The 18,588-nt window shown below is 59.5% G+C and carries 24 protein-coding genes; 22 read left to right on the top strand and 2 right to left on the bottom strand.

The window, feature by feature from the left end; translation table 11 throughout:
* The first annotated feature begins 230 nt into the window (after positions 1-230).
* From VGM55_RS22720 to VGM55_RS22665, 12 genes are all read left to right on the top strand, one after another.
* Entirely contained in the window at positions 231-698 is a 468-nt protein-coding gene (locus VGM55_RS22720; protein WP_331636797.1) for an STY4534 family ICE replication protein, read from the top strand.
* Positions 699-759: 61 nt separating this feature from the next.
* A complete protein-coding gene (gene ssb / locus VGM55_RS22715) occupies positions 760-1,296 on the top strand; it encodes a single-stranded DNA-binding protein (protein ID WP_331636796.1) in 537 nt (178 codons plus the stop codon).
* 78 nt (positions 1,297-1,374) lie between these two features.
* Positions 1,375-1,809, top strand: coding sequence for a DUF29 domain-containing protein (locus VGM55_RS22710; protein WP_331636795.1), 435 nt, complete (start codon positions 1,375-1,377; stop codon positions 1,807-1,809).
* A gap of 135 nt (positions 1,810-1,944) precedes the next feature.
* On the top strand, positions 1,945-2,574 hold the full coding sequence (locus tag VGM55_RS22705; RefSeq protein ID WP_331636794.1) for a PilL N-terminal domain-containing protein: 630 nt from the start codon (positions 1,945-1,947) through the stop codon (positions 2,572-2,574).
* On the top strand, positions 2,571-3,293 hold the full coding sequence (locus VGM55_RS22700; RefSeq protein ID WP_331636793.1) for a hypothetical protein: 723 nt from the start codon (positions 2,571-2,573) through the stop codon (positions 3,291-3,293). Before VGM55_RS22705 ends, VGM55_RS22700 begins: the two co-directional genes overlap by 4 nt.
* Before the next feature lie 9 nt (positions 3,294-3,302).
* Complete coding sequence (locus tag VGM55_RS22695) at positions 3,303-4,013, top strand: TIGR03759 family integrating conjugative element protein (protein WP_331636868.1); 711 nt, start codon at positions 3,303-3,305, stop codon at positions 4,011-4,013.
* The gene (locus tag VGM55_RS22690; RefSeq protein WP_331636792.1) at positions 3,992-4,687 is read left to right on the top strand and encodes a transglycosylase SLT domain-containing protein; all 696 of its coding nucleotides are present in this window, start codon (positions 3,992-3,994) and stop codon (positions 4,685-4,687) included. Before VGM55_RS22695 ends, VGM55_RS22690 begins: the two co-directional genes overlap by 22 nt.
* Positions 4,687-5,214, top strand: a complete 528-nt coding sequence (locus tag VGM55_RS22685; RefSeq protein WP_331636791.1) for an integrating conjugative element protein — start codon at positions 4,687-4,689, stop codon at positions 5,212-5,214. The genes VGM55_RS22690 and VGM55_RS22685 overlap by 1 nt, the downstream gene beginning before the upstream one ends.
* Positions 5,211-5,837 (top strand): restriction endonuclease, encoded by a 627-nt coding sequence (locus VGM55_RS22680; protein ID WP_331636790.1) that lies wholly within the window; start codon positions 5,211-5,213, stop codon positions 5,835-5,837. Before VGM55_RS22685 ends, VGM55_RS22680 begins: the two co-directional genes overlap by 4 nt.
* Positions 5,821-6,066: a hypothetical protein gene (locus VGM55_RS22675; protein WP_331636789.1), complete on the top strand. Its 246-nt coding sequence runs from the start codon at positions 5,821-5,823 to the stop codon at positions 6,064-6,066. Before VGM55_RS22680 ends, VGM55_RS22675 begins: the two co-directional genes overlap by 17 nt.
* Positions 6,059-8,173, top strand: coding sequence for a type IV conjugative transfer system coupling protein TraD (gene traD, locus VGM55_RS22670; protein WP_331636788.1), 2,115 nt, complete (start codon positions 6,059-6,061; stop codon positions 8,171-8,173). The genes VGM55_RS22675 and traD overlap by 8 nt, the downstream gene beginning before the upstream one ends.
* The gene (locus VGM55_RS22665) at positions 8,154-8,912 is read left to right on the top strand and encodes a TIGR03747 family integrating conjugative element membrane protein (RefSeq protein WP_331636787.1); all 759 of its coding nucleotides are present in this window, start codon (positions 8,154-8,156) and stop codon (positions 8,910-8,912) included. Before traD ends, VGM55_RS22665 begins: the two co-directional genes overlap by 20 nt.
* A 103-nt stretch (positions 8,913-9,015) precedes the next feature.
* On the opposite strand, the gene VGM55_RS22660 is transcribed toward VGM55_RS22665, so the two are convergent.
* Positions 9,016-9,351: a hypothetical protein gene (locus tag VGM55_RS22660; protein WP_331636786.1), complete on the bottom strand. Its 336-nt coding sequence runs from the start codon at positions 9,349-9,351 to the stop codon at positions 9,016-9,018.
* A gap of 91 nt (positions 9,352-9,442) precedes the next feature.
* Positions 9,443-10,045 (bottom strand): hypothetical protein, encoded by a 603-nt coding sequence (locus VGM55_RS22655; protein ID WP_331636785.1) that lies wholly within the window; start codon positions 10,043-10,045, stop codon positions 9,443-9,445.
* A 260-nt stretch (positions 10,046-10,305) separates the two neighbouring features.
* On the opposite strand from VGM55_RS22655, the gene VGM55_RS22650 reads away from it, so the two are divergent.
* The 10 genes from VGM55_RS22650 (at position 10,306) to VGM55_RS22605 (ending at position 18,456) form a co-directional block, all read left to right on the top strand.
* Positions 10,306-10,623: an RAQPRD family integrative conjugative element protein gene (locus tag VGM55_RS22650; protein ID WP_414648306.1), complete on the top strand. Its 318-nt coding sequence runs from the start codon at positions 10,306-10,308 to the stop codon at positions 10,621-10,623.
* A complete protein-coding gene (locus VGM55_RS22645) occupies positions 10,623-10,859 on the top strand; it encodes a TIGR03758 family integrating conjugative element protein (protein ID WP_331636784.1) in 237 nt (78 codons plus the stop codon). The genes VGM55_RS22650 and VGM55_RS22645 overlap by 1 nt, the downstream gene beginning before the upstream one ends.
* 80 nt (positions 10,860-10,939) lie before the next feature.
* Positions 10,940-11,302, top strand: coding sequence for a TIGR03745 family integrating conjugative element membrane protein (locus tag VGM55_RS22640; RefSeq protein ID WP_331636783.1), 363 nt, complete (start codon positions 10,940-10,942; stop codon positions 11,300-11,302).
* An 11-nt stretch (positions 11,303-11,313) separates the two neighbouring features.
* Entirely contained in the window at positions 11,314-11,682 is a 369-nt protein-coding gene (locus VGM55_RS22635; protein ID WP_331636782.1) for a TIGR03750 family conjugal transfer protein, read from the top strand.
* Complete coding sequence (locus tag VGM55_RS22630) at positions 11,682-12,338, top strand: PFL_4703 family integrating conjugative element protein (RefSeq protein WP_331636781.1); 657 nt, start codon at positions 11,682-11,684, stop codon at positions 12,336-12,338. Before VGM55_RS22635 ends, VGM55_RS22630 begins: the two co-directional genes overlap by 1 nt.
* A gap of 26 nt (positions 12,339-12,364) precedes the next feature.
* Positions 12,365-13,258, top strand: coding sequence for a TIGR03749 family integrating conjugative element protein (locus VGM55_RS22625; protein WP_414648308.1), 894 nt, complete (start codon positions 12,365-12,367; stop codon positions 13,256-13,258).
* Positions 13,245-14,747, top strand: coding sequence for a TIGR03752 family integrating conjugative element protein (locus VGM55_RS22620; RefSeq protein WP_331636779.1), 1,503 nt, complete (start codon positions 13,245-13,247; stop codon positions 14,745-14,747). Before VGM55_RS22625 ends, VGM55_RS22620 begins: the two co-directional genes overlap by 14 nt.
* A gap of 24 nt (positions 14,748-14,771) precedes the next feature.
* Positions 14,772-15,185, top strand: coding sequence for a TIGR03751 family conjugal transfer lipoprotein (locus VGM55_RS22615; RefSeq protein ID WP_331636865.1), 414 nt, complete (start codon positions 14,772-14,774; stop codon positions 15,183-15,185).
* Positions 15,185-18,052, top strand: coding sequence for a conjugative transfer ATPase (locus VGM55_RS22610; RefSeq protein WP_331636777.1), 2,868 nt, complete (start codon positions 15,185-15,187; stop codon positions 18,050-18,052). Before VGM55_RS22615 ends, VGM55_RS22610 begins: the two co-directional genes overlap by 1 nt.
* Entirely contained in the window at positions 18,049-18,456 is a 408-nt protein-coding gene (locus VGM55_RS22605) for an acetyltransferase (protein WP_331636776.1), read from the top strand. The genes VGM55_RS22610 and VGM55_RS22605 overlap by 4 nt, the downstream gene beginning before the upstream one ends.
* Positions 18,457-18,588: the final 132 nt, after the last annotated feature.

The following is an 18,588-nucleotide window of genomic DNA, read 5'->3' as shown; positions in this document are numbered from 1 at the left end:
ACGCTTTCGGGCGATCGCCAATATCCTCCTGGCCTGAAAGAGGAAGCCCATGCGGCGGTACCCCTGTTAAACCTTTGAGAACAGGGATCACCCGGTGGTGATAAAGGTTCCATTCACAATCCAGACAGTCTGCGTTCGCATACGATTTTGCAGACCCCCGACGGGAAATACTTCTCCCGTCAGGGAAGGTGTATTTCTCCGTCACCGAATCTATCCATGGAGAAAACATCATGTCAGCTCAGTCTCAACAAACTACCGGTAAAACTGAATACTTCAACCTGACCATCAAAGGGATGGGGTATCTCAGCAATATTCGCCAGGTCAATGGTCCGAATGGCACCTTTATCAGCTGTGTCGTCAACGGACTCTCCGGTCCCACCGATAACGCCAGCTACACGCGTTTCGATGTGACGGTCGCCGGCAAAGAGGCCAGCAGCCTGATCAATCGCTGCCAGAAAGCGGCAGATGAAGACAAAAAAGTTCTGATTGGCTTTGTGCTCAGCAATCCCAAAACGGACATCTTCACGCTTAACAGTGGTGAGCATGCTGGCGAACAACGTGTCAGCCTAAAAGCCCGCCTTATCAAGGTCGACTGGATCAAAATCGGTCAGGAAAAGGTGTTCCAGGCTGAGAAATCCGACTCTATGCCGCCTCAGCAGGGTTCCGCACAGCAGCAGTACGCGGACAACTCTTTCTGATCGCGTCTCTCGCCCCGTAGTTTTACGGGGCGTGTTTTTCTTCAACAAGGAGGATACGCACATGGCTTCCCGTGGAATCAATAAAGTGATACTCGTCGGGTTTCTGGGGCAGGCCCCTGAAATCCGTTACCTGCCTGGGGGTGGTGCAGTGGCGACGCTGTCGCTGGCCACCTCCGAGACCTGGCGTGATAAACAGTCTGGCGAACAGAAAGAGAAAACCGAGTGGCACCGTGTGGTGTTGTTTGGCAAGCTTGCTGAGATCGCCGGTGAATATCTGCGCAAAGGTTCTCAGGTTTACATCGAGGGCCAGCTGCGGACCCGCAAGTGGTTTGACGAAAGTAACGGTACCGATCGCTTTACAACCGAAATCGTGGTCGGTCAGCAGGGGAGTATGCAGATGCTGGGGGGCCGCGCTCAGGATACTTCGCCGGGCCAGTGGGCTGCGGGAAGCCAGAGGCAGCCACAGCAGCCATCAGCCCCGACTCACTGCGGATCGTCACCGGCCTCCGCCGGTGGTGACGCATTGTCGTGGGAGGACGATATTCCGTTTAGTGGCCACGGTTACGGCATAGCGAAATCAGCAATTCATGCGCTTTGACGTGGTCAGCGTTCATTGACATACTGCACACAGCGTCTGCTGCGTGCAGTTTTTTCTTTCTACTTACCGGAGGCTCTCATGGGAACTCGTTACGATACCGACGTGGTCGCTTGGGCGAATGAACAGGCGGCATTACTGCGTGCCGGTAAACTCAGTCAGCTGGATATTGAGAACATTGCCGAGGAGATCGAGGACGTGGGCAAAAGTGAAAAACGCGAACTGGCCAGCCGGATGGCGGTGTTACTGGCTCACCTTCTGAAATGGCAGTTCCAGCCCGGGCGTCGAGGATCAAGCTGGCAAAGGACAATAAAAGAGCAGCGTAAATCAGTTCGCCTGCGTATACGTAAAACCCCAAGCCTGAAGGGCTGCCTGGCAGATCCTGAGTGGTTCGAAGAGGTCTGGTCAGATGCTGTGGCAAGTGCTGCAGAAGAGACCGGTCTCGATGGTTTCCCTGAAAACTGTGTCTGGTCTTCTGCTCAGATACTGGATGAAGACTTCTACCCGGAACTGTAGATCAGGACAGGAAATATGAGCGCTGACCTTTGGTTGGCGCTTTTTTTATTTTGCGATAAAGAGTTGTTAATTGAGGCCGTGGGGCGGTCGCCGCACAGTGACATCTTTCTATTTGTCACTGCTGGAGTCCTCCGGATGAAAAAAACGCTCGTTATCTCTGCCCTCGCGGCTCTCATGCTGGTCGGGTGCACCCCTCAGCAATCCCTGCAGCAGCGTGATGTTTCACCCGTCACCCCCTCTGTCGCCGTCACCCGTAATGTCCAGCCGGTCAGGCCCGATGCGTATGCGCAGGCACCGGAAGTGGTGCGCTATGACCGTTATTTACTGGTCAGCACCGACCCGGCAGCCGTCCAGCGCGATCCGCTCTCGCAGATTATCGATATCCGCATTCCGGCTTCGGTGAAACCGACGGTGGCGGATGCGCTGCGTTATGCGCTGCGCCAGTCAGGCTACACGCTGTGCTCCACCGGACCGGCCAATGGCGTGCTGTATCGCCAGGCGTTACCGGCGGTTCAGTATCAGCTGGGGCCGATGCGTCTGCGTACTGCCCTGCAGGTGCTGGCGGGGCCAGCCTGGCAGCCAGAAGTCGATGACGTGCAGCGCGTGGTCTGTCACAGCCTGCGGGATGGCTATCAGCTGCCGGCCACGCAACTGCCGCCTGTCCCCGCATCACGAGTCCAGCCAGTAGCGGCGGGTACCCCAACAGCCATTGCGCCGCCCGCAGTGAAAGCGGTACCTGCAACCGGAGGGGGGCTGAAAAAATGACCGGACCAGACGAACAGAAAATACCTGCGGCGCTGGTTAAAAAAAACCGGCTGCGCAGTCGTGCCACCTGGATATTTACCGGCAGCGTGCTGATTGTTCTTGTGTCGGGGATGGTCGATATCCACGCTTCCCGGGAACTTAAGCAGCGTATTGACCAGCTGGAGCGGGCGCAGAAAACCATGACGTCACAGGGTGACGTGGCGACTCTGCGCGCGACGCTGGTGACGCAGCAGAAACAGCTGACGGCCCTGGCGGCGCAGCAGGCTGAATATCAGCGCCAGCTGACGACAACTGACCGTGACACTAAGCAGCTACAGGCGCAGTTAACGGCGCAACAGGCCGGGTTGACCGCACTGAAAGACCGCCTGGACGCCCTGAAAAAAACGGCGGCACCGGCACCTTCTCCTGTTATACCGGTGGTCCCGGTACTACCCGCCAGCGCCGGCATCCCTCAAAAACATCATTCCACGCCGGTTAAGCCAGCCCCGGGTAAAAATGCAAACTGGGTGGCGCTTAAGGTACCCTTTGTGCTGACCGGCACTGAACGGCGGGGTACCGCCACGTTCGCTGCTGTGGCCCCGCCGGGGGGCCGTGACTTATCGCAGGTGCGGTTAATCGGGGTGGGAGAGTTGGTGGCGGGCTGGCGGCTGGTCAGCACCGGCTCCGGTCAAGCCACGTTTCGTGTCAACGGCCGTCTGCAGACGGTCAGCGTGCAGTAAGGGGCGATGATGAAACTAAAATTTAGCCTGTTTACCCTGTTGCTGCTGAGTCCGTTAATCCAGGCGACAGAGCAGACCACAGTGAACAACAGCCTGGCCGTGGCAGACCAGCTTCAGCAAAGCCAGGTCAGTAAAACCGCTGAGCAGGGGCAGCAGTGGGGGCTGAGCGGTGAGGAGTATCAGCGATACCGGCAGCTGATGGGGGGGCCGCGCGGCACGCAGTCGCCCGGGCTTGACCCGTTCACCGCGCTGGGCATTGAGGCCCGGAGCGACGCCGAGCGCAAAAAGTACGCCGAACAGTGGGTTAAACAGGAATTTGCCCGCACGGAGAAAGAGCTGAGGTTTCAGCGTGAGGTGGATGCGGCCTGGCTGCGTCTCGGTGTTTTGCCGGTCAGCATGGGGAACGCCGCGGGCATTGCGCACGATACCGGCGGTCGGCTGGCGCTGTTTGTGAAGGCGAAGGGCTGCGGTCAGTGTGACGCGCGGCTGGCGGCGGTGCTGGCGGATAACCGTCCGGTCGATATCTACCTGGTCGACAGCAAAGGCAGTGACAGCCTGCTACGCGACTGGGCCAGGGCGCACCGTATTCCGGCCGACAGGGTTCGCTCGCGTCAGATTACGCTCAATCATGACGGCGGGCGCTGGATGAAGTTCGGCAGCGGCCTGATGCCGGTGGTGCTGCAACAGGGAGAAAAGGGATGGACCGTCGCCGCATTCTGATCCGTGGGATATTTCTTGCACCGGTGTTGCTGGGTGGTGTTCTGCCCGTACCCGCTGAGTCATCAGCCACACAACCGGTCCCGTCAGGATATCGCGAGGTGGCCATGCGCCACGGCATACCGCCGGAATCGCTGTATGCGCTGGCACTGGCCGAAACCTCGCTGGCACCGAAAAGCATTTCTGCAGTAACGCGGAAAGCCGGTGCGGTTCCTTCCGCTGAGCGCCCCTGGCCCTGGACCATCAACGTGGCCGGCAGGGGCTACCGCTACGCCACCCGCCTGCAGGCCTGGAATGCGCTGCAGGGTCTTCTGAAAACGCACCCGCGTAAGCGCATTGATGTCGGGATTGCCCAGGTGAATCTGGGCTGGAACGGCCATCACTTCACCTCAACCTGGGATGCCTTCGACCCCTATATCAACCTCAACGCAGCAGCAGCCATTCTGCGCGCCTGCTATGACCGTTACCCGGGAAGCTGGCTGGCCGCGGCAGGCTGTTATCACCATCCCGCAGGTGGTGCACCCGCCGCGCGGTATAAGTCCATTGTGAAAATAAAACTGGCCCGCATCAGCGATGTAGCGGCACCGGCGGCGGCACAGGAGACAGGTACAACCCTCGCGAGGGTGCCCGCACAGACTGCAGCGCTGACATGGGTTGAGCCACGGAGCCAACAGTGATGAATAAATTCAATTACGTGTTGTTCGGCCTGTGCCTGGTAACAACTACCGCACTGGCCAGCCTGAATGTTATCGCCGATATCGGCGGGGAAGATGCCTCAGCGTATTTTGAGGGAATTAACCGGCAGGATGAGCCCGCTGTTTCGCCGGTGCTGCCACCGCCGGTACCCCTGTCTCAGGGTGAAGCCGAAGTGGCGGTGTTGCCGGTGACAACGCCGGAACTCAGCCCGGGCGACGTGGCTGCACGTCCCCTGCAGCTGCCGGGTCTCGGTGCTCTGTTTATCGTGGGCGATGACGATGCCTCGCGCGCCTGGCTGCAGGTGAATGCAGAGCAACTCAAATCCCGCCACGCGGCTGGCCTGGTAGTGAACGTCAGCGATTTACCGGCGCTGCAGCAATTGCGTGAGCTGGCACCGGGCGTGCCGATGGCACCGGCGTCCGGCAGCGAGCTGGCGCGTCGCCTGCAGTTGTCGCATTACCCGGTTCTCATCACCGACACCGGTTTATTGCAGCAGGTAAGCCCGTGATATCCGCGCAGCATATCGCCGCCGCGCTGAGGATGGACCCGTTACTGGCGGTGGTGCTGATTGGGTTGTTTGTTGCCGTCATGCTGGCACTGAACGGCCGTACCCGGGCGACGGCAAGCCAGCGCCGTCACTGCAGCTACCGTGCAACGGCGGAGCGGGTCCTTCAGCGTTTACCGCAACTGGCCGGCGACGCGCAGCGGCTGGCCTATATGCGCAAAATCAACCCGTACGTGTTTGAAGAACTGCTGTTGCTGGCCTTTGAGCGCCAGGGGCATCCGGTTCAGCCTAATGCGTCGTACAGCGGTGATGGTGGTCTGGACGGGCAGGTGTTTATCGACGGTCATCGCTGGCTGATTCAGGCTAAGCGCTACGGCAAAACCATCACCCTTTCCCATATCCGGGATTTTGGCACCCTGCTGCTGCGTGAACGCTGTGGCGGCTTCTTTATTCATACCGGTCGCACCGGCAACCTCAGCCGGTTACTGCTGCACGCATATCCTCAGGTACGGCTGATAAGCGGACAGCGCCTGCTGAATTTACTGGCCGGCGATGCGGTCCGGCTTTCCTCAACGCCTTTCCCGGTTAAATCCGGATGGAGTGTCTCTGATGCCTCACAGTTTTGAATATACGCTAACGTTGGGGCGGTTTTTACTGCGCACCGCGTTCCGCATCCTGTTTTACTGGCCCGGCCTCGTACTGGCCTTGCTGACCCTGCTTACGTCGCCCGAAAGCGGGAGCGCCCTGACGCTGAAGCACGCCATGCTGCGGGCGCTCTGGCAGAATCTGGTCTTCACCGGTTTCCTGGCAGAAGTCACCACGGCGGCGCTGAGACAAGGGGCTGGTGATGAGTAACCGCCACGTCATGGAGGCGCTGCTGCGCCCCGCCGTTGAGCTCAATACCGCCGCCGTTGCCGGTGCGGCGGCCGTCATTTGTGCTGTCGCCCCCTGGTCCGTGGCGCTGGCACCGTCGGTAAGCCGTGTCACCGCCGGAGGCTTTGCCGTTATGGCCGCCGTGCGCGCCCGCCAGGGCATGAAGATCATCCGTTACCGCCGCAACCTGCACCGCCTGCCCCGCTACGTGATGACCAGCGCGCAAATCCCGGTCAGCCATCAGCGCCTGTTCCTGGGAAGAGGGTTTCGCTGGCAGCAGAAGCATACTCAGCGCCTGATGGACACGCGGCGGCCGGAGGTGGAGAAGTACGTCCAGCCACCACGACTGTACCAGATGGCACGGCGTCTGGAACTGCAGACCGAGTACCGGCTGCCCTGGCTGTCCCGGTTGCTGCGCACCGATTCGCCCCTGAATCCGGTGCGCCCCCTGCCGCCGGTGGGTGGCAATCCGGCGATTCACGGCATTGAACCGGATGAGCTGGACGTGTCGATGGACCTGCGCGAGCGCGTGGGGCATACCCTGGTGCTGGGCACTACCCGTGTCGGCAAAACGCGGCTTGCCGAGCTGCTGATTGCCCAGGATATCCGGCGCGGAGACATCACTATCGTGTTTGACCCTAAAGGCGATGCCGACCTGCTGCGCCGCGTCTGGGCAGAGGCGCACCGTGCCGGGCGTGGCGACGAGCTGTTTATCTTCCATCTGGGCTGGCCGGATATCTCGGCGCGCTACAACGCAGTCGGGCGGTTTGAACGCGTGTCGGAGGTGGCGGGCCGTATCTCCGGTCAGCTGAGCGGTGAAGGTAACAGCGCCGCGTTTCGCGAGTTTGCCTGGCGCTTCGTCAACATCGTCGCCCGCGCGCTGGTTGCGCTGGGGCAGCGCCCGGACTACCAGCTCATCACCCGCTATGTGAATAACATCAGCGAGCTGTATGAGACCTATGCCAAAAAGGTGATTGAGGAGCGGATGCCGGCGCTGCAGCAGCAGATTGAGAACAGCCTGCAGGTGCTGACCGATGACGACGTGCCGCGCACGATGCAGGGTCAGCCCAACGCGGTGAAAATCATGGCGGTGGAAATGGCTCTGAGTTCGAAGGCCGGTAAACAGCTGTATGACCCGATCCTCGACGGACTGCGCTCGGCAGTGCGCTATGACCGCACCTACTTTGACAAAATTGTCGCCTCGCTGCTGCCTTTGCTTGAAAAACTCACCACCGGCAAAACGGCGGGGCTGCTGGCTCCGGATTATATGGACATGACCGATGCCCGCCCGATTTTTGACTGGGAGCAGGTGATTCGTAAACGCGGTATCGTCTACGTGGGACTGGATGCGCTGTCTGATGGCGTGGTGGCTTCTGCGGTGGGTAACAGCATGTTCGCCGACCTGGTGTCGGTGGCGGGCCATATCTACAAGCACGGTATGCACGGCGGTATGCCGACCCGCGCCGACGGCAAACTACCGATTAACCTGCACTGCGACGAGTTCAGTGAGCTGATGGGCGATGAGTTTATTCCTCTGATTAACAAAGGCGGTGGTGCCGGTATGCAGGTCACCGCCTACACGCAGACCGAATCGGATATCGAGGCGCGCACCGGCAGCAGTGCCAAAGCGGCGCAGGTCAGCGGGAACTTCAACACGCTGATTATGCTGCGCGTGCGTGAGAACCGCACGGCACAGCTGCTGACGACGCAGCTGCCGGAGGTGGATATCTATACCAAGACGCTGGTCTCCGGGCATGCCGACACCGCTGATGTTGAGAAGGGTCAGGACTTTACCTCCAGCACCCAGGACCGTGTGGGCACGGTGAAAACGCCGTTACTGACCCCAGCGGACATCATCAGTCTGCCAAAAGGGCAGGCGTTCGCGCTGCTGGAAGGGGGCCAGTTGTGGAAAATCCGCATGCCTCTGCCCGGCGGTGACACGGATGATGCGCTGATGCCGGCCAACCTGCAGAAAATCGCGGAGGAGATGCGGCGCAACTACCGTACCAGCGAAGCCTGGTGGTCGGCCAGTACGGTGATGCCGGATGCAGCAGTAAAAGGAGGGGCTGATGTCACAGGCGGTCAGTAATCAGCCACAGCAGCCGGCACAACCGCGAAAACACGGTCTGCTTCACAATCTGCTATGGGGCTGGCCGTGGATGCTGGTCGGGATGTTGCTGGCCTCACTGCTGGTGAGCCTGGTGATTGAGTATGTGGGTATGGCGTTTTTCTGGACTGAGCAGGGGGCCGCGCACAGCGAAGCGGTGATGCACACGGAGTTGGGTTACCTGTCATCAGAGTTTACCCGCAGCCTGCTGCTTTCTGAGCCATCGGTCACGTTCGGGCGCTGGCTGACTCAGGCCTACCGGTGGGCATGTGTCGACAGTGGTTTTCTGGACTGGATCCAACGTACTTATGATACGCAGGCTCATAGCCAGAATGCGGTTGCCAGGGAGCTGAACAGCTGGAGCGGTTGGCTGGCAAATACCCTGAAAGATTACCTGCTGGCGACGATGTATGTCACCGTCATTACCCTGGTGCGGGTGACCATTCTGGTGCTCTCTATTCCGCTATTTGTTCTGGTGGTGCTGGTTGCGCTGACCGAGGGGCTGGGGCGGCGTGATGTCCGGCGCTACGGTGCCGGCTATGAATCAAGCTTTGTATATCACCATGCCAAACGGATGGTAAAGCCGGCTATTTATATTCCCTGCATGCTGTACCTGTCCTGGCCAGCAGCAGTCTGGCCTAATCTGCTGCTGTTGCCTGCGGCGACCCTGCTGGGGATAGCGGTGACGGTGACTACGGCTTCCTTTAAAAAATACCTATAATTATCAATTTTTTAGTGATATTGCTGGACGGCAGCGTACAAAACTTGCTTTTGTACGCTGCCGTCAGCAGACAAGCGATGTAAAAACATTTACAGCGCGTCAGTTATCCGCAACCGTCAGGGGTAACGTCGGGATTTCCCCCGATAACGTAACCGTCAAGATGAAGGGCGATGGTGAGCTTATCTATTGCTGTAACCATGTCCTCAGACTCTGACAGGTTACAGGCATATGGACCAACCCCGTTCTCCCTGAGGCATTCAGGAAGTAAAACCAGCGAAATCGCTTCGTCGTCGGTAAGCCCGATATCCAGATTTTTCCGTGCATTTTCCATGTGTTTCAAACCTTTTGTCTGACGTTCTTTAGTAATGTTGAACACTGACGTAAAGCTGATATCTAAAGGGATCTGTGCAGCGAGCATGCGGGTCAGACTCTCCGTCATATCCCCAATGTTGGGTATTCGCCACTATCAGCCGTTTGTTCCACTGAGTAGTTGGCATCGGTTAAAACTACTGATGTGGAGTCGCCCCCGGCTACATCGTGGTGACCTGACTGAAAAGTATTTCAGACACTTTATCGCCCGTAAAATAATACTGTAGGCCGTTAAGCTGGATTGCCCCTTTATCAAGGGCGTGTTCGCAGTAAAAACTGACCGGGCTACCTGCGCCAGGAGGGGTGTCGAAATAACGGGAAAGCGTCTGGTGCTGCGCGCCGGGACCAGGAGCAGAATAACTAACTGATAGCGGTTTATCCGTTTTAGTACAGTCCGCAGAGGAGCCATTCTGAGAAATGGCGACACCGGACAAACGTCCATGCTGCATCACTTTATTCGACAGGAACCACAAGGTCTGCTGGTCTGCCCGGTTATAAAAGCAGATCCATTCCGTCCGCTGCGTGTGATGTATTTCGCCTCCCAGGGCGCGCTGAATATCAACAAGCGTATTTTCTTCAAATCGATATGTGCGTCCATCGAGGGTTATTCGCGGAATAATATCTTTAGCAGTTTTATGTTGCAGCGCTACGCTGTCATCTTCGGCATCATAGTGATAAACCGGGGCGGGAAGGCGCGAGGCGAATGCCGAAGAGCTTAATAAAATCGATGTTAACCATGCGGTAATAACAATCAGCTTATGCATATTTTCTTTGCTCCTGGAATAAGATGAAGGGCGATGGTGAGCTTATCCATCGCTGCAACCATGCCCACAGACTCCGACAGATTATGGGATCAGGGACGACACCACTCTCTTTCTCAGGATAACTGCAACAAATCCCCGTTAATAGCAACATCACTCCGTGGTACGGCCAAATTATCAAAAAATCATAAAGAGTTATTCGCTGTCCCGCTTTCCGCATTGTCGCACCATGAACGCTCTGAATGTCTAAGGAGTGTTCGTGAATGCAAATCCCCTTCATTGCCGGCTGCCTGATGGCGCTGGCTTTACTGGCGGCACAGCCCGTCAGCGCCGCCGAAAAAGACGAGCTGGCTTCCGCGCAGCGCCTGCTGGTTCAGGTACAGGCCGCGCTGGAGCGCGCCCGCGTGGCAGCGGTCCAGGCCGACCCGGCAGAGCGCGGTCGTTTCTTTTTCGACTACCGCCGTGCGACCGCTGACCTCAGCACCATTGATGCCGGCATTGACCGCTATCTGGCACCTTCACGTGCGCAGCCCCGTGATGCGGGTTCTGTCGCGGGCAATTACCGCAGGGAGCGCCCCTGATGAATCCTGCACAGGAGCAGGCTTTTAAGGCGGCCAGCGGGGGCGTTGAAGTCAGTCTCCTGTCGCTGATTTGCATCGGTGGGTTGCTGGCGACGCTGCTGGTGTGGGCGGCCTGGGCGTTGACGGATGTCTGGCGCGGCTGGAGTAACGAAAAACTCCGCAACGCCGCGCTGGTGCACTTTGTCGTCAGGCTGGTCGTTCTGCTGCTGTTCTGCATCTGGATGTTTGCCAGCTAAGGCAAACGGCGTCCCGGGACGCCGGTCCGGAATGCGCTTTTCTCTTTTTCATCTTCATTTTCTGTCTGTAAGGACCTGTTATGAACACTGTTGTACAACGTTTACGCTGTTTTTCACCGCGCACGGCGCTGATACTTTCCCTGGCCTGGCTGGTCACTCAGCCAGCCCTTGCGGGGTTGCCCAGCGTGGAGCCGCCATCATCCGGCGGCGGTGGCCTGATGAACACGCTGAAGGGATATCTCCAGGACGGGCTGGTCATCCTGGGGCTGGTTGCGGCGGCGGCGGCGTTCCTGGTGGTGGCGAATGCGGCAATCACTACTTTCCACGAGGTGCGTGAGGGAAAATCCAACTGGGGTAAATTTGGCGCCATTATCGTCGTCGGTGTCGTGCTGCTGGTTGCCGTTATCTGGCTGGTTGGCAAATCTGCTGAAATCCTGGTTTAAGGATACCCGCCATGCAGACTATTCGTTTTTTGCCCGACCGCCTCAACGCCGAACCGGTGGTGTTCCGCGGATTCACCACCCCGGAGATGGGGCTGGCGGCGCTGGCGGGCACAGGGCTGGGGCTGTTCGCCTCGCTGCCGTTTCTTCCGCTTGCCGGCTGGGTGGTGGTGCCCACCGGCATGCTGGTGATGCCCCTGCTGGTTATCTGGTTTGGCGGCAGCCGGCTGACGCGACTTAAGCGCGGCAAGCCGGAGAACTACATCTGGCAGCGTCTCGGCGAGCGTAAACGCCGCACCGGCTGGGGCGACCCCGCCCTGATTATCGATAAACAGGGCTGGTCACTGCGCCGCAGTCGTGATGTAAAGAGGAGAAAATCCTGATGAGCCGTTTCCGACACGCGGTAAAAAACCGCGACCAGCATATTCTTACCCTGCGTATTGCCTGTGGCGTGCTGGTCCTTTTTCTGCTGGTTACCAGCATCGGCTGGATGCGGGCGCCGGCTAACCTCACCATCCACAATCCGCCGGACCTGCGCAGCGGCTCAACGCGCGCCTGGTGGGAGGTGCCGCCTTCCACGGTGTACAGCTTTGCCTTCTATATCTTCCAGCAGCTTAACGCCTGGCCGAAAAACGGCGAAGCGGACTACCCGGCAAAAATCAGCGCCCTGTCACCCTACCTGACGCCCTCATGCCAGACCGTCCTGCAGGCGGAGGCGAAAAAGCGCAGCGACAGCGGCGAGCTGGCCGGCAGGACGCGCGTGGTGTTCGAAATCCCTGAGCACGGCTACAACGGCCGCTATAACCCGAGTCCGGTGACGGTGAAGGGTCGGGATAACTGGGTGGTGCGCCTTGACCTGGTGGCGGACGAGGCCTTTGCCGGCGAGCCGGTCAAGCGCGCGCTGACCCGCTACCCGCTTAAAGTGGTGCGCGCGGAAGGGGACCCGGAGCGTAATGAGTTCGGTCTTGCGCTGGACTGTTACGACAGCATGCCGCAGCGCCTGGCAGCGGCCCCGCAGAACAAAGGAGTCTTCCAGTGATGAAATTACGCATTCCGGCACTTGCCATGGGCTTACTGTCCACGGCTGCGATGCTCACCGCACCGCTTGCCCTGGCAGAAGAACTGATGAAATGGGAACGTATTCCATTACAAATCCCGCTGGCCGTGGGCCAGGAGCGGGTATTATTTGCCGATAAAAATGTGCGCGTCGGCTTCCCGCCGGCGCTCAACGGTAAGCTGCGGGTGCAGAGCAGCGGCGGCGCGGTTTATCTCAAAGCCGACAGCGCCTTCCCGCAGACCCGCCTGCAGCTGCAGGATGTGGAAAACGGGGAGGTCATATTGCTTGATGTCACCGCGTCTGACAAAGGCTCTGCCGAGCCGGTGCGCATCGTCTACAGCGGTGAGGTGACGTCGGTCAGCAGCAGCCAGGACAGCGCAACAAAATCCCGGGATACCGCTTCTGCAGTCGGCACCCCGGGCAGCGATAACGTTTCACAGGCAAAGCGCAAACCCGTGAAATATAATGCGCCGTTGCCGGTGGTGCTGACCCGTTATGCGGCGCAGAGCCTGTACGGGCCGGTGCGCACGGTTGAGGCGGTTCAGGGTATTCGTCCGGTTAACCATCACCTGCCCGGTCGTATCACCACGCTGTACCCGTCAGAGCCGCTGACCGTCACGCCGCTGGCAGGCTGGGGCACTGGCATCCGCAACGTGGTGGCCCTGAAGGTGCAGAACACTGCCAGCCGGAAAATCACCCTCGACCCGCGCCTGCTGCAGGGGCAGTTCGTCACCGCCACCTTCCAGCACCGTTATCTTGGGCCCGTGGGGACGCCGGAAGACACTACCACCCTGTATCTGGTGACGACCGGTCGTCCGGACGGTGCGTTTATTGCCGAGCCGGCAGCAACACAAAAAGCAGTGAAAGCGGCAAAACAAAGGGGCAACCATGGCAGGCGTTAAATCCAGTGTGGTACCCAAAGTCATCGTTATCGGCGTACTGGCCGCCGCCATTGCCGTCGGGCTGAAAAGCTGTGGTGGTGGCAGAACGACGGAGCAGTCATCACCGGGCCACCCGGTGCTGGGCAGCCTGTCGCCGAAGGAGCTGCATGCGCTCGGTGTCGAAGGCGATACGCCGGAGGACACGCTGCGCACGCTGATTGGCACGCTGCACACCACGCGGAGCCAGCAGTCAGAGCTGCAGAAAAATATTGATAAGGTACTTAAAGAGAACGAAGCGCTGCGCCGGCGTGGCCAGAACGTCTCCGGTCAGGTGAGCAACGCGGTGGCCGGTTTTGAGAAGCAGGCCCAACAGCGCCAGCAGCAGCTTGAGCAGGAGCAGCAGACGCTGATGAGTAAAATCCAGAGCCTGACCGACCAGCTGGTCCTGAATAAGGACAAAGCCAGAAGTGACAGCGATATCCCGCCGGGTCTTGGCCTGGATGGCATGGGTGCCGGCGAAAGCAGTGCCACAGCGGGCAGCGATGGCCTGATGTGGGTGGGGCCGAAGGACCAGAAAGAACCCGACCCGCGCCAGGCAGGCAGCGCGAAGGACGGGCCGCAGTTCCCGACGTCGTTTCTGGCCGATAACGCGCTGACCCGCCAGAAAGCCGCGTATGAGCAGCAGGTGAAAGGTTACACGAATGAAAAAGGGGCTGAAGAAAACGCCGAGCCGGTGTTCACGCTGCCGGAAAATTCCACGCTGGTCGGCAGCCGCTCGATGACCGCACTGCTGGGCCGGGTGCCGGTTAACGGCACGGTGACCGACCCCTACCCATTCAAGCTGATGATTGGCAAAGACAACCTGACGGCAAACGGCATCGAACTACCTGATGTGGAAGGGGCGATTGTCTCCGGCACCGCCAGCGGCGACTGGACGCTGTCGTGCGTACGCGGCCAGGTTAACAGCATTACGTTCGTGTTTGCCGACGGCACCGTGCGCACTTTGCCAAAACCCAACACCAACATGAATGCCACTGGAAATAACACGAATTCTGGCGGCAATGCGAAGGACGTCAGCACCACTGCCGGTATCGGCTGGATCTCCGATGACAACGGTATTCCGTGTATCGGCGGCGAGCGTAAATCCAATGCCTCGACCTATCTGCCGACTATTGCCGCCCTGTCTGCCGCCAGCGCTGCTGGCGAGGGTATCAGTCAGGGGCAGTACACCACGCAGAACAACGTCAACGGCATCACCTCCACCATGACCGGCAGTGCCGGCCAGGCGTTGCTGGGTAAGGCGCTGTCCGGCGGAATGAAAGAGACAGCCGACTGGGTGCGTGAACGTTACGGCATGATGTTTGACGCCGTGTACGTGCCGCCGGGCCAGAAGCTGGCGGTGCATATCACCCGCCAGCTGGCGCTGGATTACGAGGACAGGGGCCGCAAAGTGCGTTATGACGATTTCAGCCTGCCGGACGCTGACGGCAGCACCGGCGGTCTGGACTGAACACAGGGGAAATATTTCATGATGATGAAAAAAACAGAGGTGACGATGGCCGCTATTCTGATTGCCACATTGCTGAGCGGCTGCTCGACATCAAAAGAAGAGATGTTGCCAGCCGGTGATAATACCATGCTGGAACTGTGGCAGGGTAAAGACGGCGGCGGCTCCGCGCGCAATGCTGTAGCCGCACGTGACAGCCTGCGCCGGCCGCTCACTGACGGGGAACATCAGTCAACGACCGCTGCTGATAGCAGTTACAGCCGTACGCAGCAAAGCGAAATCAGCCAGCAGTTTCCGCGCCTGCCCAATCCCGACCTGGTAATGTACGTGTTTCCCCATCTGGCCAACGGCAACACGCCAGTGCCGGGCTACAGCACCGTGTTTCCGTTCTACAGCCAGGTGCAGTATGCGATGCCGGGCGAACGGACGGAGGCGTACTGATGCGATTTTCCCTGTTTGATAAAAAACGTTTAGTGCGTAAAAAACCAGTATTACCCGTTGACGATGCCCCTGGATCCCTGATGGCTACCGGGGAAGGCGTGCCCCTTTCGGTGGCCGGACGCGAGCCGTTGCGACGTCCCGGCAAGATGACGGTGCAGGAGGAGCAGCGGCTCTGCCACGCCAATCCCTCCATCATTGATTACCTGCCATGGGTGGAGTTTCTTGACCGGGAACAGTGCATTCTGCTGGACGACGGCGTCTCGGTGGGTGCCGTTTTTGACATCACGCCGGTGGCCACCGAGGGCCGTACCGCCGACCGCCTGGAGCAGATGCGCGACACGGTGGAAGACGCGCTGCAGGATTCGTTTGACGAGCATGACGAAAACCCATGGGTGGTGCAGTTCTTTTGCCAGGATGAGAACAACGTTGATGCGTATATCGACCGGCTGAGAAACTACGTCAAACCCCATGCCCGGGGCAGCGCGTTCACGGAAGACTGGTTAAAAGAAACGGAGCGTCACCTGCGCGGCATCGCGCGGCCGGAGGGACTGTTTAAAGACACGCTGATCACCGACCAGTCGTGGCGCGGGCAGCAGCGCCGGACCCGCATGGTGGTGTACCGCCGGATCGGTAAAAGCAACGCTGACCCGATGCCGCCGGTGGCCATGCTGAACCAGACCTGTGAGCGCGTCACCGGCGCGCTGGCCGGAGCGGGCATTATCTGTGTCCGCCAGAACGGGGCGCAGGTGCATGACTGGCTGCTGCGTCACTTTAACCCCGAACCTGAGTGGGTGGATAAAGAGGCGCTGTACCGCGAGGCGGCGTATTTTGACAGCCGTGATACGCCGGATGGCGCGATGCCAGTAATGAACGACTTTGCCGAGACGCTGTGGTTTACCCCGCCGCAGTCCGATCCGCAGCACGGCGTGTGGTGGTTCGACAACCAGGCGCACTGCGCCATTCCGGTTGAAAAACTGCGCCACCCCCCGGAGCCGGGCACCCTCACCGGGGAAATGAAGCGCGGTGAGAAGAAAATCAGCGCGCTGATGGATGCATTCCCGGAAGGGACGATGGTGTGCATGACTGTCGTGGTGCAGCCGCAGGATCGGCTCGAGAATGATTTCAACCGGCTGTCGAAAAACGCGGTTGGCGAGAATACCGAATCCGGCCGCGTGCGCCAGGACGTGGCTCAGGTAAAGGAATACCTCGGCAACCGCCACAAGCTGTACCGGGCCGGCATCACCTTCCTGCTGCGCGCCGCTGACCTGACCACACTGAACCACAGGCGTGTTGCCCTGACTAACATCCTGCTCGGTGCCGGTCTGCAGCCGGTACGTCCGGAGTTTGACGTGGCACCGCTCAATACGTACCTGCGGGCGCTGCCGATGTGCTTTAACCCCGAGACCGACAAAAAACACTGGTACACGCGCCTGACCTGGGTGCAGCACCTGGCGGGCTTATTGCCGGTGACCGGGCGGGAGACCGGCACCGGCAATCCGGGCTTAAGTTTTTTCAACCGCGGCGGGGATACGCTGACGGTTGACCCGCTCAACAAGCTTGATCGCAGCCAGAATGCTCATTTACTGCTGTTCGGGCCGACCGGGGCGGGCAAGTCGGCGACGCTGTGCGCGGCACTGTCGCAGGTGATGGCGGTGCACCGCCCGCGGCTGTTTATTGCCGAGGCGGGGAACTCGTTTGGTCTGCTGGCCGATTACTTTGCCAGTCAGGGGCTTACCGTCAACAAGGTGAGTATCAAACCGGGCAGCGGCGTCTCGCTGCCGCCGTTCTCTTATGCGCACAAACTGGTTGAGGACCCGCAGACCTCCCTGGCGCTGGATGAAAACAGCCTGCCGGATATTGATGCTGATGATGACGGAGATGGCGACAAACGCGATTACCTCGGCGAAATGGAAATTTCGGCGCGCATGATGATAACCGGCGGTGATGCGGGGGAAGAGGCCGGACTGAAACGTGCCGACCGCGCGATGATCCGCGAAGCGCTGCTGATGGCGGCACGCCAGACGTATGATGAGGGGCGGCAGATGTTGCCGTCCGATCTGCAGAAAGCGCTGTATATCATTTCCCGGGACGACGGTAGTGACAGCCGCAACGCGCAGCGACGGGCCAGAGCAGCGGAGATGGCGGAGTCGCTGGGGATGTTTACCCAGGCCGGGAGCTTTGAAGCGGAGCTGTTTAACCGTGAGGGCAGCCTGTGGCCGGAGGCGGACGTGACGCTGATTGATCTCGGTCACCTGGCGCGCGAAGGGTATGAGGCGCAGATGGCGCTGACCATGGTGAGCCTGACCAACACCATCAACAACATTGCCGAACGTGACCAGTATTCTGCGCGGGACATCGTGTTTACGGTGGATGAGGCGCATATCGTGACGGTGAACCCGCTGCTGGCACCGTACATGACCAAAATCGTCAAAATGTGGCGCAAACTCGGCGCCTGGCTGTGGCTGGCGACGCAGAACCTGCAGGATTTTCCGGACATCGCCGCGAAGATGCTGAACATGGCGGAGTGGTGGATTTGTCTCACCATGCCGCCGGAAGAGGTGAATGAGATTGCCCGCTTTAAGGCGCTGACTGACGAGCAGAAAGTCGTGCTGTTATCGGCCAGCAAGCTGTCCGGCTGCTATACCGAGGGCGTGGTGCTGTCGAAAAAGCTCGAAGCGCTGTTTCGGGCGGTGCCCCCCAGCCTGTACCTGGCGCTGGGGCAGACGGAAAAAGAGGAGAAGGCCGCCCGCCGTGCACTGATGGACGAGTACGGCTGCAGTGAGCTGGACGCCGCGTATAAAGTGGCGGAAAGCATGGACAGAAAACGGGGCATTCCGGCCCGGTCTGCGGGGGAGGCTGCGGCATGATGGCCCTGAAATACCCGGAGCCTGTTGTCTGTGCTCACCATGCGGGCAGCAACTCCTCCTTGCTGTTTTCACTGCCGCCGCAGGGGCCGGCAACGGTCAGCGTCATGCACGGGCAGGCACTGGATACGCTGTACCGCGCCATCACGGCGCGGCTGTCCGGGCCGGTCACACTGACGGTTCACCCGCACCGGATTGGCAGCCGTAACAGCGTGGCCCTGCATCTGCAGGGACGGCCGGGGCGCTGCATCGATTTGCTGGTAACGGTGACAGGCAATACGCTGTGGCCACTGCCGGAGGAATACGCGCATCCCCGCTGGTATATCACCGTACCGGATGCGGCGGACGTGGTGTATCTGCTGCTGCATCTGAGTCATGTCCTGCACCGGCCTCTGGTGGCCGCCTGAGTCAGCAATCCTTGCATGACTATACCAAGGCATAGTATGTTGACGATAATTTATCATTTCCCTGGTGTTGGGTCCTGTGACCACCCCTCTGTTTGTCCTCTGGAGGGGCTTTTTAAAATCACTTAAGTAAAT

Source organism: Cedecea sp., from assembly GCF_036500665.1.
In the GTDB taxonomy this organism is placed as follows: Bacteria; Pseudomonadota; Gammaproteobacteria; order Enterobacterales; family Enterobacteriaceae; genus Cedecea.
This window is presented reverse-complemented; position numbering and strand designations above follow the sequence as displayed.

Excerpts from the sequence above, each read along its gene's own strand:
- VGM55_RS22720 (WP_331636797.1), top strand. The coding sequence starts at position 231 with ATGTCAGCTCAGTCTCAACAAACTACCGGTAAAACTGAATACTTCAAC.
- ssb (WP_331636796.1), top strand. The coding sequence starts at position 760 with ATGGCTTCCCGTGGAATCAATAAAGTGATACTCGTCGGGTTTCTGGGG.
- VGM55_RS22710 (WP_331636795.1), top strand. The coding sequence starts at position 1,375 with ATGGGAACTCGTTACGATACCGACGTGGTCGCTTGGGCGAATGAACAG.
- VGM55_RS22705 (WP_331636794.1), top strand. The coding sequence starts at position 1,945 with ATGAAAAAAACGCTCGTTATCTCTGCCCTCGCGGCTCTCATGCTGGTC.
- VGM55_RS22700 (WP_331636793.1), top strand. The coding sequence starts at position 2,571 with ATGACCGGACCAGACGAACAGAAAATACCTGCGGCGCTGGTTAAAAAA.
- VGM55_RS22695 (WP_331636868.1), top strand. The coding sequence starts at position 3,303 with ATGAAACTAAAATTTAGCCTGTTTACCCTGTTGCTGCTGAGTCCGTTA.
- VGM55_RS22690 (WP_331636792.1), top strand. The coding sequence starts at position 3,992 with ATGGACCGTCGCCGCATTCTGATCCGTGGGATATTTCTTGCACCGGTG.
- VGM55_RS22685 (WP_331636791.1), top strand. The coding sequence starts at position 4,687 with ATGAATAAATTCAATTACGTGTTGTTCGGCCTGTGCCTGGTAACAACT.
- VGM55_RS22675 (WP_331636789.1), top strand. The coding sequence starts at position 5,821 with ATGCCTCACAGTTTTGAATATACGCTAACGTTGGGGCGGTTTTTACTG.
- traD (WP_331636788.1), top strand. The coding sequence starts at position 6,059 with ATGAGTAACCGCCACGTCATGGAGGCGCTGCTGCGCCCCGCCGTTGAG.
- VGM55_RS22665 (WP_331636787.1), top strand. The coding sequence starts at position 8,154 with ATGTCACAGGCGGTCAGTAATCAGCCACAGCAGCCGGCACAACCGCGA.
- VGM55_RS22660 (WP_331636786.1), bottom strand. The coding sequence starts at position 9,351 with ATGACGGAGAGTCTGACCCGCATGCTCGCTGCACAGATCCCTTTAGAT.
- VGM55_RS22655 (WP_331636785.1), bottom strand. The coding sequence starts at position 10,045 with ATGCATAAGCTGATTGTTATTACCGCATGGTTAACATCGATTTTATTA.
- VGM55_RS22650 (WP_414648306.1), top strand. The coding sequence starts at position 10,306 with ATGCAAATCCCCTTCATTGCCGGCTGCCTGATGGCGCTGGCTTTACTG.
- VGM55_RS22645 (WP_331636784.1), top strand. The coding sequence starts at position 10,623 with ATGAATCCTGCACAGGAGCAGGCTTTTAAGGCGGCCAGCGGGGGCGTT.
- VGM55_RS22640 (WP_331636783.1), top strand. The coding sequence starts at position 10,940 with ATGAACACTGTTGTACAACGTTTACGCTGTTTTTCACCGCGCACGGCG.
- VGM55_RS22635 (WP_331636782.1), top strand. The coding sequence starts at position 11,314 with ATGCAGACTATTCGTTTTTTGCCCGACCGCCTCAACGCCGAACCGGTG.
- VGM55_RS22630 (WP_331636781.1), top strand. The coding sequence starts at position 11,682 with ATGAGCCGTTTCCGACACGCGGTAAAAAACCGCGACCAGCATATTCTT.
- VGM55_RS22625 (WP_414648308.1), top strand. The coding sequence starts at position 12,365 with ATGGGCTTACTGTCCACGGCTGCGATGCTCACCGCACCGCTTGCCCTG.
- VGM55_RS22620 (WP_331636779.1), top strand. The coding sequence starts at position 13,245 with ATGGCAGGCGTTAAATCCAGTGTGGTACCCAAAGTCATCGTTATCGGC.
- VGM55_RS22615 (WP_331636865.1), top strand. The coding sequence starts at position 14,772 with ATGAAAAAAACAGAGGTGACGATGGCCGCTATTCTGATTGCCACATTG.
- VGM55_RS22610 (WP_331636777.1), top strand. The coding sequence starts at position 15,185 with ATGCGATTTTCCCTGTTTGATAAAAAACGTTTAGTGCGTAAAAAACCA.
- VGM55_RS22605 (WP_331636776.1), top strand. The coding sequence starts at position 18,049 with ATGATGGCCCTGAAATACCCGGAGCCTGTTGTCTGTGCTCACCATGCG.